This window comes from Mycobacterium paraffinicum (assembly GCF_025822865.1).
Taxonomy (GTDB): Bacteria; Actinomycetota; Actinomycetes; order Mycobacteriales; family Mycobacteriaceae; genus Mycobacterium; species Mycobacterium paraffinicum.
Window position 1 is genome coordinate 78,774 of the sequence record NZ_JACKUR010000016.1, and the last position, 17,823, is coordinate 96,596.

General features: G+C 69.8%; 14 protein-coding genes. 3 read left to right on the top strand and 11 right to left on the bottom strand.

Annotation, left to right across the window (positions count from 1 at the left end; translation table 11 throughout):
* Nucleotides 1-68: 68 nt before the first annotated feature.
* Nucleotides 69-1,625, bottom strand: coding sequence for a signal recognition particle protein (gene ffh, locus H7J89_RS05570; RefSeq protein ID WP_264037276.1), 1,557 nt, complete (start codon nt 1,623-1,625; stop codon nt 69-71).
* A gap of 173 nt (nt 1,626-1,798) precedes the next feature.
* Between ffh and H7J89_RS05575 the strand changes: the two genes are divergently transcribed.
* A complete protein-coding gene (locus H7J89_RS05575; protein ID WP_264040036.1) occupies nt 1,799-2,593 on the top strand; it encodes an alpha/beta hydrolase in 795 nt (264 codons plus the stop codon).
* A 104-nt stretch (nt 2,594-2,697) separates the two neighbouring features.
* Nucleotides 2,698-4,428, top strand: a complete 1,731-nt coding sequence (locus H7J89_RS05580; RefSeq protein ID WP_264037278.1) for a DEAD/DEAH box helicase — start codon at nt 2,698-2,700, stop codon at nt 4,426-4,428.
* 4 nt (nt 4,429-4,432) lie between these two features.
* On the opposite strand, the gene H7J89_RS05585 is transcribed toward H7J89_RS05580, so the two are convergent.
* The 7 genes from H7J89_RS05585 to H7J89_RS05615 form a co-directional block, all read right to left on the bottom strand.
* A complete protein-coding gene (locus H7J89_RS05585) occupies nt 4,433-6,892 on the bottom strand; it encodes a [protein-PII] uridylyltransferase (RefSeq protein ID WP_264037280.1) in 2,460 nt (819 codons plus the stop codon).
* 46 nt (nt 6,893-6,938) lie between these two features.
* A complete protein-coding gene (locus H7J89_RS05590) occupies nt 6,939-7,277 on the bottom strand; it encodes a P-II family nitrogen regulator (protein WP_264037282.1) in 339 nt (112 codons plus the stop codon).
* Nucleotides 7,274-8,665, bottom strand: coding sequence for an ammonium transporter (locus H7J89_RS05595; RefSeq protein ID WP_264040043.1), 1,392 nt, complete (start codon nt 8,663-8,665; stop codon nt 7,274-7,276). The genes H7J89_RS05590 and H7J89_RS05595 overlap by 4 nt, the downstream gene beginning before the upstream one ends.
* A 184-nt stretch (nt 8,666-8,849) precedes the next feature.
* On the bottom strand, nt 8,850-10,163 hold the full coding sequence (gene ftsY / locus H7J89_RS05600; RefSeq protein ID WP_264037283.1) for a signal recognition particle-docking protein FtsY: 1,314 nt from the start codon (nt 10,161-10,163) through the stop codon (nt 8,850-8,852).
* Between the two features lie 54 nt (nt 10,164-10,217).
* Complete coding sequence (smc, locus tag H7J89_RS05605) at nt 10,218-13,835, bottom strand: chromosome segregation protein SMC (RefSeq protein ID WP_264037286.1); 3,618 nt, start codon at nt 13,833-13,835, stop codon at nt 10,218-10,220.
* Between the two features lie 175 nt (nt 13,836-14,010).
* Nucleotides 14,011-14,304, bottom strand: a complete 294-nt coding sequence (locus tag H7J89_RS05610) for an acylphosphatase (RefSeq protein ID WP_264037288.1) — start codon at nt 14,302-14,304, stop codon at nt 14,011-14,013.
* Nucleotides 14,291-14,704, bottom strand: a complete 414-nt coding sequence (locus H7J89_RS05615; protein WP_264037290.1) for an OsmC family protein — start codon at nt 14,702-14,704, stop codon at nt 14,291-14,293. The genes H7J89_RS05610 and H7J89_RS05615 overlap by 14 nt, the downstream gene beginning before the upstream one ends.
* Nucleotides 14,705-14,757: 53 nt before the next feature.
* Here H7J89_RS05615 and H7J89_RS05620 point away from each other — a divergent pair, with 53 nt between their 5' ends.
* A complete protein-coding gene (locus tag H7J89_RS05620) occupies nt 14,758-15,534 on the top strand; it encodes a PIG-L deacetylase family protein (RefSeq protein ID WP_264037292.1) in 777 nt (258 codons plus the stop codon).
* A 91-nt stretch (nt 15,535-15,625) separates the two neighbouring features.
* Here the strand turns inward: H7J89_RS05620 and mutM are convergent, their stop codons facing one another.
* From mutM to H7J89_RS05635, 3 genes are read right to left on the bottom strand one after another with little or no spacing between them, the layout of a single operon-like run.
* The gene (gene mutM / locus H7J89_RS05625; protein ID WP_264037294.1) at nt 15,626-16,486 is read right to left on the bottom strand and encodes a DNA-formamidopyrimidine glycosylase; all 861 of its coding nucleotides are present in this window, start codon (nt 16,484-16,486) and stop codon (nt 15,626-15,628) included.
* Nucleotides 16,487-17,197, bottom strand: a complete 711-nt coding sequence (gene rnc / locus H7J89_RS05630) for a ribonuclease III (RefSeq protein ID WP_264037296.1) — start codon at nt 17,195-17,197, stop codon at nt 16,487-16,489.
* Nucleotides 17,194-17,778, bottom strand: coding sequence for a YceD family protein (locus H7J89_RS05635; protein ID WP_264037298.1), 585 nt, complete (start codon nt 17,776-17,778; stop codon nt 17,194-17,196). The genes rnc and H7J89_RS05635 overlap by 4 nt, the downstream gene beginning before the upstream one ends.
* Between the last annotated feature and the right edge of the window lie 45 nt (nt 17,779-17,823).

Consider the following 17,823-nt stretch of genomic DNA (forward strand, 5'->3'; position numbering starts at 1 on the left):
ATGGTGACGACCCGCTTCGCCCGGTCCCCCGCAAGCGGGAGGTGCCCCCACCGCCGCGCTCGCGATCGTCACGGCTTGCCTGGGAACTTGAGTTTGGACAGGTCGAAGTCCGCCAGCCCGGGCGGCAGCTCGTTGAGGCCTTCGGGCATATGCGAGAGGTCGGGGAACCCGGCCGGCATGCCCGGCATTCCGGCGCCGAGCGGGTTCCTGGCCTTGGGCGGCGTCGGGCCGCGCCCGCCCTTCTTGCCCTTCTTCCCCTTGCCGCCCTTGGCCTTTCGGGTCGCCGACTTGCGACCCATGCCGGGGATGCCCATGCCGCCGAGCATCGACGACATCATCTTGCGGGCCTCGAAGAAGCGGTCCACCAGCTGGTTCACCTCGGACACCGAGACGCCGGACCCGTTGGCGATGCGCAGCCGCCGCGACGCGTTGATGATCTTCGGGTCGGCCCGCTCTTGGGGCGTCATGCCGCGGATGATGGCCTGCAGGCGGTCGAGCTGCTTGTCGTCGACCTGGGCCAGCGCGTCCTTCATCTGTCCGGCCCCGGGCAGCATGCCCAGCAGGTTGCCGATCGGACCCATCTTGCGGATGGCGAGCATCTGCTCGAGGAAGTCCTCCAGCGTCAGCTCACCGGTGCCGATCTTGGCGGCGGCGGCCTCGGCCTGCTCGGCGTCGAAGACCTGCTCGGCCTGTTCGATCAGGCTCAGCACGTCGCCCATGCCCAGGATGCGGCCGGCCATCCGGTCGGGGTGGAAGACGTCGAAGTCCTCGAGCTTCTCGCCGGTGGAGGCGAAAAGGATTGGGACGCCTGTCACCTCACGAACGGACAACGCGGCACCACCGCGGGCGTCACCGTCGAGCTTGGTCAAGACCACCCCGGTGAAACCGACGCCCTCGCGGAACGCCTCCGCGGTGTTGACGGCGTCCTGACCGATCATCGCGTCCAGGACGAAGAGGACTTCGTCGGGATTGACGGCGTCGCGGATGGCCGCGGCCTGGGCCATCAGTTCGTCGTCGATGCCCAGCCGGCCGGCGGTGTCGACGATGACGACGTCGTGGTGCTTCGCCCGGGCTTCGGCGAGACCGGCGGCCGCGACGGCGACCGGGTCGCCCGGGCCCGACTCGGGGGACTCGCCGGGATGGGGCGCGAACACCGGCACCCCGGCGCGCTCACCGACGACTTGCAGCTGGTTCACCGCGGCGGGCCGCTGCAGGTCGCACGCCACCAGCAGCGGGGTATGCCCCTGGCCGCGCAGCCAGGCGGCCAGCTTGCCGGCCAGCGAGGTCTTGCCGGAACCCTGCAGGCCGGCGAGCATCACCACGGTCGGCGGCGTCTTGGCGAAGGCCAGCTGGCGGGTCTGCCCACCCAGGATGCCGATGAGTTCTTCGTTGACGATCTTGACGACCTGCTGCGCCGGGTTGAGGGCACCGGAGACCTCGGCGCCCCGGGCGCGGTCCTTGATCCGGGTGACGAACGCGCGCACCACGGGCAACGACACGTCGGCTTCCAGCAGCGCCAGCCGGATCTCGCGGGTGGTGGCCTCGATGTCGGCGTCGGTCAGTCGACCCTTGCCGCGTAGTCCCTGAAGTGCACCGGTCAACCGGTCGGACAGTGATTCGAACACCCCGCCAGCCTAGTGGAGCCCTGCGAGGCGGGCCCGCCGCCGCCCATCGACCACGACACTGCAACTTCGCACACCACACGCCGACAAAGGTGTGCGTAGTTTCAGTCTCGCCGAGACGGCGGGCGGTTTGAATGGTCCAGCGAACCAAGACGCCGCCGAACGAGGTGAAGCTCATGCTCGAGGTGATCGACAAGGGATCCTGCAGCCAAGACCATCCGGTGCCGCTGCTGTTCGTGCACGGCGGCTGGCACGGCGCGTGGTGCTGGGAGCACTTCCTGGACTTCTTCGCCGGCGCGGGCTACCGCGCGGTCGCGATGAGCCTGCGGGGACATGGCGCCAGTCCGACGGCCAAGCCGCTGCACAAGGTCTCCATCGCCGACTACATCGAGGACCTCCGCTCGGTGGCCGACGAACTGGGCGGCGACCCCGTGCTGATCGGCCATTCGCTGGGCGGCTTCGTCATCCAGCGCCACCTCGAAACGCGCGGCGCCCCGGCGGCGGTCCTGGTGGGCTCCGTGCCGCCGCAGGGCGTGCTCAGGCTGGCGGTGCGCGTCTGGCGTCGCCGACCGTCGATGACGATGGGAGCCTGGGCCGACCCCACGCTGCTGAAGTTCCTCGCCACCCCGACCCTTACCCGCGAGTACCTCTTCTGCGCCGACACGCCCGAGGCGGTGGTCCAATCCTGCATGCAGCGCGCCGGAGCCGAGAGCATCCGCGCCGCCATGACCGATCCGATGGTCCGCCGCGTCAGAACCCGTCGGGTGACCACGCCGATCCTGGTCCTCGGCGCCGAGTACGACGGCTTCGTCAGCGTCGGCGATGTGCGGGCCACGGCGCGCGCCTACCGGACCGAGCCGGAATTCTTCCCGATGGGCCACAACATGATGCTCGAGCCGGGGTGGGCTGACGTCGCGCAACGCATCCACCGCTGGCTGCAGACCCGCGACCCCGCGGGCATGCCACGGTAACCGCATCCGAGTCGTTACTGCGCCGAAAAGCGTTGGCGTGCTAGATTTCACAGCCACCGCTTCACCACTCTGGCTGCGTCGACAATTACAACAAACGGGGGGAAATGTCCGTGCAACCGCTCGCTCGCACGGAGTCTCCCGTCGACGACAGCGGCCGCGCGCTGCGGGGTTGGCAGCGCCGGGCGTTGGTGAAATACCTGGCCGGCCAACCGCGCGATTTCCTGGCCGTGGCGACCCCGGGATCCGGGAAGACGACGTTCGCCTTGCGGGTGGCCGCCGAATTGCTGAGCCAGCGCGTCGTCGAGCAGATCACGGTCGTCGTGCCCACCGAGCACCTCAAGGTGCAGTGGGCCCAGGCCGCGGCACGGCACGGCATCGCGCTGGACCCGAAGTTCTCCAACTCCCATGCCCTGATGTCGGGCGAGTACCACGGCGTGATGGTCACCTACGCTCAGGTCGCGGCGCATCCGACGCTGCACCGCGTGCGCACCGAGCAGCGCAAGACGTTGGTGGTCTTCGACGAGATCCACCACGGCGGTGACGCCAAGACCTGGGGCGACGCCATCCGCGAGGCTTTCAGCGATGCCACGCGCCGGCTCGCCTTGACGGGCACGCCCTTTCGCAGCGACGACAGCCCCATCCCCTTCGTGCCCTACGAATCGGGCGCCGACGGGGTGCGCCGTTCGCAGGCCGACCACACCTATGGCTACGCCGAGGCTCTTGCCGACGGGGTGGTCCGGCCGGTGGTGTTCCTGGCCTACTCCGGGGAGGCGCGGTGGCGGGACAGCGCCGGCGAGGAGCACGCCGCGCGGCTGGGCGAGCCGCTGACCGCCGAGCACACGGCGCGGGCCTGGCGCACGGCGCTCGACCCGGCCGGCGAATGGATGCCCGCGGTGATCGCGGCCGCCGACCAGCGGCTGCGCCAGAAACGCGAGCACGTGCCCGACGCCGGCGGCATGATCATCGCCTCGGACCGCACCGCGGCCCGCGCCTACGCGACCCTGCTCACGAGGCTGACCTCGGAGGCACCGACGGTGGTGCTGTCCGACGATCCCGGATCGTCCGCGCGCATCAGCGAATTCGCCGCAGGCACCAGCCGGTGGCTGGTGGCGGTGCGCATGGTCTCCGAAGGCGTCGACGTGCCCCGGCTCTCGGTCGGCATCTACGCCACCGGCGCCTCCACTCCCCTGTTCTTCGCGCAGGCCATCGGCCGCTTCGTGCGATCGCGCCGGCCGGGCGAGACCGCCAGCATCTTCCTGCCGTCGGTGCCGAATCTGCTGCAGCTCGCCAGCGAGCTGGAGGCCCAGCGCAACCACGTGCTGGGGGAACCGCACCGCCCCGACGACGATCCCCTCGACGGTGATCCCGCCATCAGGACGCAGACCGAAAAGACCGAAATCGACAACGGCTTCACCTCACTGGGCGCCGACGCGGAACTGGATCAGGTCATCTTCGACGGGTCGTCGTTCGGCACCGCCGCGCCGGCTGGAAGCGACGAAGAGGCCGACTACCTCGGCATCCCGGGGCTGCTCGACGCCGATCAGATGCGGGCGCTGCTGCACCGCCGGCAGGACGAGCAGCTCCAGCGACGGGCCGCACAGGGTGCGCCGGCCGCGGTGTCGGGCTCGCCGTCGATGCATGGCCAGCTGCGCGAGCTGCGTCGCGAGCTCAACACATTGGTGTCGGCCACCCATCACCGCACCGGCAAGCCGCACGGCTGGATTCACAGCGAACTTCGCCGTCGTTGCGGGGGGCCGCCGATCGCCGCCGCGACCCGCGAGCAGATCCAGGACCGTATCGAGGCCCTGCGGCGACTCAACGCCGAGCACGCCTGACCCTCTAGTCGCCGACCGGCTCCTGGAGCACCTCGACCGCGGGGCCGCCCAGCACGGCGAGCAGGTTCTGCTCGATCGCGGCTCGCGCGTCGTGCTCGCCGTGAGCCGGCACCGTCACGCAGAAGACGTCGGCCGCGGTCGACCCGAACGTGTTGACCTTGGCCCAGGCGATGTCCGCCCCCGCGCGTTCCAGCGCACGGGTCAACAGCGCGAGCAGACCCAACCGATCCATGGCGCGGACTTCGAAGATCAACTGGCCGGCAGTCGCCGCGTCGAGCCACAGGATGCGCGGCGGGGCGGTCGACCGGGTGACGGGCACTCCGGCCTGAATCTCGCCGGCCCGCGCGGTCGCGGCGCTGACGGCGTCGCTGTCTTTCCGCTCCAGCGTGCCGAGGACATCGAGGTCGCCGGCCAGGGCGCCGTTGAATTGCTGACGCAGCAGGCCTGATTCGGGCGGCGAGCCGAAAACCGGAGATGCGACGAACTCGACGATCGCGACGCCGTCGTGAATGTTCGCCAATGCCGAATGGATTCGCAGGGAGTTCACCGCCAGCACCGCCGCGGCTTTCGACACCAGGGCGCGCTGGTTCGGCGCGAGCATCACCGCGGTCAAGCGCTCCCGGTCGCCGGGATGCAGCTCCACGTGCACCCCGCGGCCGGCCGCCAGCGAAAGATAGTGGGGCGCAATCGGTTCCGCCTCTGGGAGTGGCTCGCCCGCCATCACCAGGCGGCAGCGACGGACCAGGTCGTCGATCAACGACGCCTTCCAGTCGCTCCACACCCCGGGCCCGGTGGCCTTCGAATCCGCCTCGGCCAGGGCGTGCAGCAGTTCGAGCAGTTGCGGGTCGCCGCGCAGGGCCGTGGCCACCGACTCGATGGTCTTGGGGTCGTTGAGGTCGCTTCGGGTGGCCGTTATCGGCAGCAGGAGGTGGTGGCGGACCATGCCCGCGAGCGTGTCGGTGTCCTGGGCCGACAGCCCCAGCCTGTTGCCGATCGGGATCGTCAATTCCGCGCCGAGCACACAGTGGTCCGAGCCGCGCCCCTTGCCGATGTCGTGCAGCAGCGCGCCGAGCGCGAGCAGGTCAGATCGCGCCACGCGGGTGGTGAGTGGGGCCGCGTTGACGGTGGTTTCGACGATGTGCCGGTCGACGGTCCACTTGTGCGAGACGTCGCGCGGGGGAAGGTCACGCACCGCATCCCATTCCGGGAAGAGGCGGCCCCACAGCCCGGTGCGGTCCAGCGACTCGATCGTGTTCACCGCCGTCGGCCCGGCCAGCAACACGACCAGCAAGTCGTCCAGCGCCTCCCGCGGCCATGGCGACGGTAAGTCCGGGACGCTGTCGGCGAGTCGTTTGAGCGTGCCGGCGCCGATCGGCAGCCCCGTGTCCGCCGACGCGGCGGCGACTCGCAACACCAGGCCGGCATCGGTCTGGGGTTGGGCGTCGCGGGCGAGCACCACCTCGCCGTCGTACTCGACCACCCCCTCGTCCAACGGTCGCCGCTTCGGGCGCCGCACCAGGGCGGTGAGGCCGCGTCGGGGCAACGCGTTCTGCGCGGTCCGCAGGCCGGTTTCGGCGTGGTATGCGATGGTGCGGCTGACGCTGGAGAGCATGCGGGACAACGCAAATCGATCCCCGACGCCCAACGCGGCGCTGACCTCGTCGGCGAACTGCGCCAGCAGTTGATCGAGTCCGCGCTTGGAGACCCGGTGTAGTTCGGTGCGGACGTCGAGCAGCGTCAGATATGCCGCGTCCAGCGAGCCGCCCGGTGCGTCCGGATGGCCCATCCCGTGGCGGTCGATCAGCTGCGCGACGCCCAGCGCGTCGAGCAGCTGGACGTCGCGCAGCCCGCCGCGCCCCGACTTCAGGTCCGGCTCGGCTCGCTGCGCGATCCGCCAACACCGTTGCCAGCGTTCATATGTCATGGCGACGAGCTCGTCCATGCGGGACCGAATCGCGCTGCGCCACTGGCGTCGCGCCCCGTCGATCAGCTCCGCCGACAGCCGGTCGTCCCCGGCGATGTGGCGCGCGTCCAGCATGCCCAGCGCCGCCACCAGATCGCTGTTGGCGACGCCCAGGGCCCCGGACACCGTCCGCACGCTGTGGTCAAGCCGAACGTTGGCGTCCCACAACGGATACCACAACCCGTCGGCGACCCGCTGCAGCTCCGCGTCGGATTGATTGTCGTGCAACAGCATCAGGTCGAGATCGGAATACGGCAGCAGCTCGCGGCGGCCCAGGCCGCCGACTCCGACGATCGCGAAACCGCTGCCGTCGGTGATGCCGATCTCGCCGGCCTTGGCGGCCAGCCAGGATTCGTGAAGCTCCAGCCAGGCCTTCCGGAGCTCCGCTGCACCGAGGTGACTGCCCTCCGAAAGCAGTTGGCGCCGCGAGGCAGCCAAATCGGCTGCCCCGCCGGCGCTTCCTGTCCCCGCTTCAGATGACCTGTCGGATGGGCTTGTCATACCCTCCCGGCCCGTCCGGCCTGGTTCAGCAATGTGCGGCTAGGAGTCAGAGGGCATCGGTTCCGCGTTCACCCGTGCGCACCCGCACAATGGTTTCCACGGGGGTGACCCAGACCTTGCCGTCACCGATCTTGCCGGTGCGCGCCGCCCGGACGATGCTGTCCACGACCTTGTCCACGAGGGAATCGTCGATCACGACCTCGATTCGCACCTTCGGCACGAAATCCACCGAGTATTCGGCACCCCGGTAAACCTCGGTGTGGCCCTTCTGCCGGCCGTAGCCCTGGACTTCGCTGACCGTCAGCCCCAGGACGCCCGCGTCCTCGAGGCTGGTCTTCACGTCATCGAGGGTGAACGGCTTCACGATTGCGGTGACTAGCTTCATGCCTGCTCTGCCTCCACCTTGTCGCCCACTCGGTCCTCCTCCAGCCCGTTTCGGTCGTCCACGGGAACCCGCGCCGCCGGCAGGACGGATCCTTGCCCACCGATCGTGCCGAAATCGTAACCGCTCTCCGCGTGCTCCGATTCGTCGATGCCGGTTGATTCTTCCTCAGCCCCGACACGCAACCCGATCGTGTACTTCAGGATCAAGGCCAGGATCAGCGTGACGATGCCCGAGTAGAAGAGGACGGCGAAGGCGCCGACCGCCTGCCGTTCCAGCTGGGCCCAGCCGCCGCCGTAGAACAACCCCTTCGACACCCCGACCACGCCGTTGATCGCCGGGGACTCGGGCGCGGCGAGCAGGCCCACCAGCAGGGTGCCCGTCAGACCGCCGATCATGTGCACCCCGACGACGTCGAGCGAGTCGTCGTAGCCGAACCTGAACTTCAGTCCGACCGCCAGCGCACACACCACCCCGGCCACCGCGCCGACCACCAACGCGCCGAGCACGTTGACCGACGAGCAGGACGGCGTGATCGCGACCAGTCCCGCGACGATGCCCGACGCCGCTCCCAGCGTCGTGGGCTTGCCGTCGCGGATGCGCTCGGTGAGCAACCAACCCAGCATGGCCGTGGCCGTCGCGATGGTGGTGGTCATGAACGTGGTACCGGCGGAGCCATTCGAGCTGGTCGCCGAACCGGCGTTGAACCCGAACCAGCCGAACCACAGCAAGCCCGCACCGAGCATCACGAAGGGCAGGTTGTGCGGCCGGAACAGCGTGGTGGGCCACCCGCGGCGCTTGCCCAGGACGATCGCCAGCGCCAGGCCGGCCACACCGGAGTTGATATGGACTGCTGTCCCTCCGGCGAAGTCGATGGCGTGCAGCTTGTTGTTGATCCAGCCGCCGTGCTCGGACGCGAACCCGTCGGCGGCGAAGACCCAGTGCGCGACCGGGAAGTAGACCAGCGTCGCCCACAGCCCGGCGAAGACCAGCCAAGCGGTGAACTTGAGCCGATCGGCCACCGCACCCGAGATCAGCGCGACGGTGATGATCGCGAACATCAGCTGGAAGGCCACGAACACGGTCGCGGGCATGGTGCCGGCCAACGGGATGTCGACCTGCGTGACGCCCTTGCTCGGGTCAGCCTTGACGGCGTTGCCGCCGATAAGCTTTGCCAGGCCCCAGTAATCGGTCGGGTTTCCTACGACGCCGCCCCTGTCGTCACCGAACGACATCGAGTAGCCGTAGAGCACCCAGAGCACGGTCACCACGCCCATGGCGCTGATGCTCATCATGATCATGTTGAGCACGCTTCTGGTGCGCACCATGCCGCCGTAGAAGAACGCAAGACCCGGCGTCATCAACAGCACAAGCGCGGAACTCGCCAACATCCAGGCGGTATCGCCGGTATCTGGTTGGCCCAATTGCGGGAATGCCACTCGCTCACCTCCGGTCGGACATGAATGGCCGTCAGGCGACGCCTGTGGCCTGCGAGAACCATGCTCAATGGTTGTTTCCGCAGTGGGGCCGCCGTGTTTCGGCGGTATTAACGTCGCGCTCGCCGTGTAAGGGCTCTCAGCCGAGCAGGGCGTCGACGAAGGCGCCCGGCTCGAACGGCGCGAGATCGTCGGGACCTTCCCCGAGCCCGACCAGCTTCACCGGTACCCCGAGTTCCTGTTGGACCCGGAATACGATGCCCCCCTTGGCCGTACCGTCCAGCTTGGTCAGCACCGCGCCGGTGATCTCGACGACCTCGGCGAACACCCGCGCCTGGGCCAGTCCGTTCTGTCCGATGGTGGCGTCGAGCACCAGCAGCACCTCGTCGACCGCGGCGCGTCGGGTTACCACGCGTTTAACCTTGTCGAGCTCGTCCATCAGCCCGACCTTGGTGTGCAGCCGGCCTGCGGTGTCGATCAGCACCACGTCGGCGCCCGACGCGATGCCCTTGTCGACGGCGTCGAACGCCACCGACGCCGGGTCGGCGCCTTCGGGCCCGCGCACCACCTCCGCGCCCACCCGGGACGCCCAGGTTTGCAGTTGATCGGCGGCCGCGGCCCGGAAGGTGTCGGCGGCGCCGAGTACGACGCGACGTCCGTCGGCCACCAGCACCCGGGCCAATTTGCCTACGGTGGTGGTCTTTCCGGTGCCGTTCACGCCGACGACCAGCAGCACCGACGGGTGGTCATCGTGCGGCAACGCGCGGATCGAGCGGTCCATGTCGGGATGCAGCTCCCGGATCAGCACGTCGCGCAGTACGGCCTTCGCGTCGGCCTCGGTGCGCACATCGCTGCCGGCCAGGCGCGCGCGCAGCTGCGCCATCACCGACTCGGTGACCACTGGGCCGAGGTCGGCGACCAGCAGGGTGTCCTCGACGTCCTGCCAGGCGTCTTCGTCCAGGTCGCCGCCGCCGATCAGGCCCAGCACGCTGCGTCCCAACGCGTTCTGCGACCTGGCCAGCCGGCCGCGAAGGCGCTCGAGGCGGCCTTCGGGCGGCGCGATGGCCTCGATCTCGGGGGCCGCGGGCGGCGGCTCAGGGGCCGGCGGTTGCGGGGGCGCCGGTGCTACCGGCGGCGGGGCGGGGGTCTCCAGCGTCTCCGGTTCGGGGAGCTCGACCTCCGAGATGGTGCGCCGCGGCGCGTCGCGAGGAATGGTGGCGTCGTCGCCCACCGCGGGCAGGCCCGTGGTGTCGAGCCGATCGGCCGTTGCGGTCTGGCTGAAGGTGATGCCGGACGACGCGGTGTAGCCGCCCGAGCGGTCGATCGTGCCGGGCTCCGGCTTGGCCGTGAAGGTGATCCGTCGGCGTCGGTACCGCGCCAGCCCCAGGACCAGCACCGCGATAACAACCAGGACAGCGACGACCGCGATGGCGATCCAAAGACCTTGGGACACGCTGACATTGTTTCAGGGGCGCGGCGCCGCGCGGTCGGCGCGGGGTCTGCGCCGCTACGAAGACTGCGAGACCAGCTGCTCCACCTGCTGCCCCCGCATCCGCTGGGAGATCACCGCGGTGATGCCGTCGCCCTGCATGGTCACGCCGTACAGTGCGTCGGCGACCTCCATCGTCGGCTTCTGGTGCGTGATGATGATCAGCTGCGACCGGGCTCTCAGCAGCTCGAACAGGCTGATCAGCCGGCGCAGGTTGGTGTCGTCGAGCGCGGCCTCCACCTCGTCCATGATGTAGAACGGCGACGGGCGGGCGCGGAAGATGGCCACCAGCATCGCCACCGCCGTCAGCGCCTTCTCGCCACCGGACAGCAACGAGAGCCGGGTGATCTTCTTGCCGGGCGGACGGGCCTCCACCTCGATGCCGGTCGTGAGCATGTCGTCCGGGTCGGTGAGCCGCAGCCGGCCCTCGCCGCCGGGGAACAGCACGGTGAAGACTTCGGAGAATTCGCGTTCCACGTCGACGAAGGCGTCGCTGAACACCTGCAGGATGCGGGCATCGACGTCGGCGACGACGTCGAGCAGGTCTTTGCGGGCCGCCTTGACGTCCTCGAGCTGCGTGGACAGGAAGTTGTAGCGCTCCTCCAGCGCGGCGAACTCCTCCAGCGCCAGCGGGTTGACCCGGCCCAGCTCCGCGAGTTCCCGCTCGGTGCGTTTGGCCCGCCGCTCCTGGGTGGCCCGGTCATAGGGCATCGGAGCGGGCGCGACCACTTGCTCACCGCGTTCCCGCGCCTGCTCGAATTCGGCCATCTCGAGCTCGGTGGGCGGCAGGGCCACGTCCGGGCCGTACTCGGCGATCAGGTCGGGCGGCGCCATGCCGAACTGCTCGAGCACCATCTGTTCCAGCTGCTCGATGCGCATCGCCGCCTGCGCGTTGGCCACCTCGTCGCGGTGCAGCGAGTCGGTGAGGGTGGCCACCCGGGCGCTCAGCGCGTTCACCTCTTCGCGCACCGCCGCCATCGCCGTCGCGCGCTCCTGGCGTTCGGCCGCCAGCGCGTCGCGGATCTTCGACGCCGCCGCGACCACCCGGTCCAGCCGCTGCGCCAGCAGCCGGCCGGCGTCGGCCACCGCGGCGGCGACGGCGGCCGCGCGCAGCCGCGCCTCGCGCGCCTGTTGAGCCCGCAGCCGCGCCTCGCGTTCGGCGGCCGCGGCACGGCGCAGCGAATCCGCGCGCCCGCGCACCGCATTGGCCCGCTCCTCGGCGGTTCGCACCGACAGCCGGGCCTCCACCTCGGCACTGCGGGCGGCCTCCGCGGCGGCGGCGATCCGCTGACGGACCTCCGCATGGTCGGGCCTTTCCGCGTCCACGTGCTGCGTCTCTTGAGCGTTGCGCAGCCGGTTTTCCAGCTCGGTGACTTCCTCGAGCGTCTGCGCGCGACCGGATTCGAGCTCCTCGCGCTGCCGCAGCAGCCTGCTCCACTCGTCTTCGGTCGTGCGGGCTTCCTGCCCGAGCCGGCCCAGCTGCTCGTACATCGCCGAGATCGCGGTGTCGGATTCGTTCAGCGCAGCCAATGCCTGTTCGGCGGAGTCCTGGCGGGCGGCCTGCTCGGTCAGCGCGCCCGAGAGCGCCGCCGTCAACTGGGCGACCTGCGACTCCGCGGCGGCCAGCTCGCTGCCGGCCTTGTCGATTTCCGAAGTCACCTCGAGCGTGGACAACTTGCGGTCGGAGCCCCCGCTCACCCAGCCCGCGCCCACCAGGTCGCCGTCGACCGTGACCGCGCGCAACTGCGGTCGCGCCGCCACCAGCTCGAGCGCCTGATCCAGGTCGTCGACCACCGCGACCCCCGAGAGCATCGCCGCGATGGCACCGCGCAGCCGCGCGGGCGCCTCGATCAGGTCCAGCGCCCACAGGGCGGTGCCCGGCAGGGGGTCACGCGCCGCGGGGTGGTCGGCGGGCCAGTCGCCGAGCACCAGCGCCGCGCGGCCGCCGTCGGCCTGTTTGAGGGCGGCAACGGCGGACCGGGCCGCGCCGAAGCTTTCGGCGGCCAGCGCGTCCGCCGCCGACCCCAGCACCGCGGCCAGCGCCGCCTCATAGCCGGAGCGGACCTTGACCAGCTTGGCGATCGGCCCGAAAAGCCCTGCCTGAGAATGATTTTCGGTAAGCCAGGCCGCGCCGTCCTTGCGCTCCAGCCCGACCGACAGCGCGTCGATGCGGGCCCGCAGCGAGGCCACCCGGCGTTCGGCGTCGCGTTCGGCGGATTGCAGTTCGACGACGCGTGCGTCGGCCAACCGCAACGCGGCGACGGTCCGCTCGTGGTGCTCGTCCAGACCCACCTCGCCCTGGTCGAGTTCGCCGACGCGTCCCTGCACGGTTTCGAATTCCGCCTTGGACTGCTGCGCGCGGGCGGCGGCCTGTTCGATGCGTTCGGACAGCCGCGCCACGCTGTCGTCGATCGATTCGACGCGCGCCCGCATGGTCTCCACCTGACCGGCCAGCCGCGCCAGGCCCTCCCGCCGGTCCGCCTCGGCGCGCACCGCAGCGAGGTGGGCCCGGTCGGCCTCGGCGGCCTCGCGTTCGCGCTCGCCCAGTTCGGCGCGGGCGGCATCGAGGCGCGTGCGCGTCTCGGCCAATTCGGCCAGCAACTGCCGCTCGGCGACGGCCACCCGCTCGGCCTCGGCTTCCAGCTCTTCAGGCTTTCTGGGGTCGTTTTCGCTGGTCGGTGCGGTTTCCACGTCGAGATGGTGCGCGCGTTCGCTGGCGATGCGGACCGTCGCGGCCACCCGTTCGGCCAGCGCGGACAGCCCGAACCAGGTGTGCTGGACGGATTCGGCGCGAACCGACAATTCGGCCACCGCCGCCTCGTGCGCGGTGAGCTCCTCGGACGCCACGGCCAGGCGAGCGGCGGCCTCGTCGTGCTCGCGCCGGATGGCGGCCTCGGCCTCGAAGATGGCGTCGCGCTGCACCTGCCGGCTGACCAGATCGTCGGCGGCCAGCCGCAACCGGGCGTCGCGCAGGTCGGCCTGGATGGTCTGGGCGCGACGGGCCACCTCGGCCTGGCGGCCCAGCGGTTTGAGCTGGCGGCGCAGCTCGGTGGTCAGATCGGTGAGCCGGGCCAGGTTTGCCGACATCGCGTCGAGTTTGCGGAGGGCCTTCTCCTTGCGCTTGCGGTGCTTGAGCACGCCGGCGGCCTCTTCGATGAAGGCGCGACGGTCTTCGGGTCGGGACTGCAGGATCTCGTCGAGCTTGCCCTGCCCCACGATGACGTGCATCTCGCGGCCGATCCCGGAATCGCTCAACAGCTCTTGCACATCCATCAAACGGCAACTGGCACCGTTGATTTCGTATTCGCTGGCGCCGTCACGAAACATGCGGCGGGTGATCGACACCTCGGAGTATTCGATCGGCAGCGCGTTGTCGGAGTTGTCGATGGTGACGGTGACTTCGGCGCGGCCCAGCGGGGCCCGCGACGAGGTGCCGGCGAAGATGACGTCTTCCATCTTGCCGCCGCGCAGGGTCTTTGCTCCCTGCTCCCCCATCACCCAGGCCAGGGCGTCGACGACGTTGGATTTGCCGGAACCGTTGGGCCCGACGACCGCGGTGATGCCCGGCTCGAAACGCAGAGTCGTCGGCGATGCGAAGGACTTGAAGCCCTTCAGCGTCAGACTCTTGAGGTACACGGCGAGCCAGACTACCGCTCAAATCGCCCGTGCTGCCCGCACCGAGGGGTGTCGCCCGGTTCGAAATACGGCCCCTGAACACAGTCGACGCACTGGCCACAGTGACCACATCAGTCACGGGAACGGAAGCGATGTCGGGCGCTGAATCGTGATAGCGCCCGCGCCATCACGTTCGTCAGCGCTCGACGAAGCCTTCGTACCGTTCCTGCGGCTGCGACCAGTCGGCGACGACCTTCTCGACGCGGCCCGGCCTGGACGGCCACGACTCGCCGCCTTCCAGCAGCGTCAGCAGCTTCTCGCCGGCCTCGCGCGGCCCCTGAGCGACCACCAGGACGCGGCCGTCGGCTTGGTTGGCCGCGTAACCCGTCAGGCCCAGCTCGAGCGCCCGGCAGCGCGTCCACCAGCGAAAGCCGACGCCCTGGACCGTCCCGTGCACCCAGGCGGTGAGCCGGACGTCAGGATCCGACATCGGCGACCTTGAAATCGACCTGCGTGCCGGCTTTCAGCGTGCGCCCCACCGTGCAGACCAGGTCGATCGCCCGATCGACCACCACCATCAGCCGCTCCTTCTCCTCCGAGGAGAGTCCGGACAGGTCGAGCTCGAGCGTCTCTTCAAGGAGTGGATAGACCTCGTTCTCGCGGTCGGCGTCCCCGGACACCCTGACCACCGCTTTGTAGTCGTCGCCGAGCCGGCGGGCGAGCGGCTGGTCGCTGGACATCCCGCTGCACGCGCCGAGCGCGATCTTCAGCAGCTCGCCGGGGGTGAACACGCCCTCGACGTCCTCCGAGCCGATGAGGACCTGCGCACCGCGCGAGCTGTATCCGGTGTAACGGCGGGATCCGGTGCGCTCCACCCAGAGTTCGGTCATGCCCTACTTTTTACCGGGCGTGCTTTCACCGCGCCCTGGGCATACTGCGTTTCATGGCCACCGTCGTCGCCTTCCACGCACATCCCGACGACGAAGTGATCCTCACCGGAGGGACGCTCGCACGCGCGGCGGCAGGCGGGCATCGCGTGGTCGTCGTCACCGCGACCGACGGCCGGATGCATAACGAGGAGAGCGGTTTCCGGCTGGACGAATTGCGTTCGAGCGCTGACATTCTGGGAGCGCAGCGGGTTGAGTGCCTCGGCTATGCCGATAGCGGATATGGCCCGGTGTTCTACCCGGATCCGCCGGGACGGGTCAGCTTCGGGCGAGCAAACGTCGAGGAGGCGGCGCAGCGGCTCGCGGCAATACTCCGCGAGGAAGAAGCGGACCTCCTGCTCAGCTATCAGCCCAACGGCGGCTACGGCCACCGGGATCATGTCCAGGTGCATCATGTCGGCAAGCGGGGCGCCGAACTCGCGGCTACCCCGCGAGTGCTGGAGGCGACGATGCCCCGCGAATTACTGGTGCGCGTCGGCCAACTCGCCAGTGCGCTGCGGCTGCCGGCGCCCTACGAGCCGCACATTGCGCGGACCGCGTACGCGCCGCGGGCGAGCATCACCCACCGCATCGACGTGTTCGCATTCGCGCGCCAGAAGCGGGACGCGTTCGCCGCCCACCGCTCACAGATCGGTGACTCCAGCGTTGCCGCGCGCATGTACGGGGTCCTGCTTCGACTGCCGCCTCAGGCGTTCGGCCTGCTGTTTCCCCGCGAGTGGTTCGTCGACCCGGCCTTGCCCACGGGGTCCGCGCGCAGGGACATCTTCGATTGATCCGCCGCAGGCCCGCTCGAGCGGGCGTCCTGGGTGACTGGGCTCGGCGTGTCGCCGCCGTGGGCGCACACCCAAAGCCCCACGCGCACAATCAAAGCCGCGGCCTCGGCTGGCACTCCGGACAGTAGAACGATGACCGGTTCATGAACTTCTCCCGGCGCATCACCGCGCCGCAGCGCCGGCAGCTCTGCCCTTCGCGGCCGTAGGCGTCCAGCGACCGGTCGAAGTAGCCGGATTCGCCGTTGACGTTGATATACAGCGAATCGAACGACGTCCCGCCTTGCGCCAGCGCGTCGCGCATCACGTCGGCCGCGGCGTCCAGGACGGCGGCGAGCTGGCGGCGGCTCAACCCGGCGGCGATCCGGGCGCCGTTGACCTTGGCCCGCCACAGCGCCTCGTCGGCATAGATGTTGCCGATGCCCGAAACCACCGTTTGGTCGAGTAGCTGCCGCTTGATCTCGGAATGCTTGCGCCGCAAGACATTAACGACAGCATCGCGGTCGAAGAGCGGGTCCAGCGGGTCGCGGGCGAGGTGCGCGACGGGGACCGGCACGATGCTGCCGTCCACGCTCACCAGATCGGCAAGCATCCACCCGCCGAAGGTGCGCTGGTCGGCGAAGCTCAGCACCGTTCCGTCGTCGAGCAGCGCGGAGATGCGGACGTGGTCGGCGCGCGGCACTTCCCCAAGTAGCATCTGGCCGCTCATGCCGAGGTGCACGACGAGCGCGGTGTCGGGCTGCTCCCCAGCGTCGAGCAGCAGCCACAGGTACTTGCCGCGCCGATCGGTGCCGGTGATCCGGGCGCCGAGCAGTCGGGCGGTGAGGTCGGCGGGCCCGGCCTCGTGACGGCGCACCGCGCGCGGATGGTGCACCCGGACGGCCGTGATCGTTTTGCCCACGACGCGGGCCTGCAAGCCGCGGCGGACCACCTCGACTTCGGGCAGTTCGGGCATCTAATTCCCGGGAACCGCCGTGTCCAGCACTTCCAGCGCTTTCCAGGTGGCCGCCGCGGCCTTCTGCTCGGCTTCCTTCTTGGAGCGCCCCACGCCGGAGCCGTATTCGGTGTCCATCACGACGACGACGGCAGTGAATTCCTTGTCGTGGTCCGGGCCGGTGGAGGTGACGACGTAGGACGGCGCGCCCATGCCCCGCGCCGCGGTCAGCTCCTGCAGGCTGGTCTTCCAGTCCAGCCCGGCGCCCAGGGTCGGGGCCGCGTCCAGCAGCGCGCGGAACAATCGCAGGATCACCTCGCGGGCCGTGTCGATTCCGTGCTGCAGGTAGATGGCGCCGAGAAGCGATTCCATGCCGTCGGCCAGGATGCTCGACTTGTCGGCGCCGCCGGTGTTGGCTTCCCCGCGCCCGAGGTAGAGGTGCACGCCCAGGCCGTCCGCGGACAGCTTGCGCGCGACGTCGGCCAGCGCCTGAGTGTTGACCACGCTGGCCCGAAGCTTGGCCAGGTCGCCTTCCGAACGGTCGGGATGGCGGTGGTAGAGCTCGTCGGTGATGGTCAGGCCGAGTACGGCATCGCCGAGAAATTCCAGCCGTTCGTTGGTCGGCAGCCCGCCGTGCTCGTAGGCGTAGCTGCGGTGCGTCAACGCCAGCGAGAGCAGCTCGTCGGGCAGCTCGACCCCGAGGGCATCGAGCAGGTCTTGCCGTGACGTCACTGCTCACCCCGCGCCGCGTCGGCCTCGGGAAACATCCCCGCCAGCTTGGACCACCGCGGGTCGATGGTGTCGTGGTGATGGTCCGGCTCGGCCGCCAGGGCAACGCCGCATTCGGGGCACAGCCCGGGGCAGTCGGGCGTGCACACCGGCGAGAACGGCAGCTCCAGTCCCACGGCGTCGACGATCGACTGCTCGAGATCGACGATGTCGTCAACGATGTGCCCGACCTCGTCCTCCTCGGTGGTCGCCTCGGTCGTGCTGTCGGGGTAGGCGAACAGTTCGGTCAACCAGATCTGCACGTGACCCTTGACCGGGGTCAGGCACCGGGAGCATTCGCCGACGGTGGGCGCGTCCACCGTCCCCGTCACCAATACGCCCTCAGAGACCGACTGAACTTGCAGGTCGAGTTCCAACGGGGCGCCCGCCTCGATCGCGATCATGTCCAGCCCGATGCGCGACGGGGTGGGCACGGTCTTCCGCAGGGTCACCATCGCCCCGGGGCGCCGCCCGAGCCGGGCGATGTCAATCGTCATCGGCGAGCTCAGATGGCGCCGCGAGGTGGTGCTGTGCTGCCGCGTCATATCAGAAATCCTACGGCGCGAGCCGCATAATTCCAGGGCGCGGCC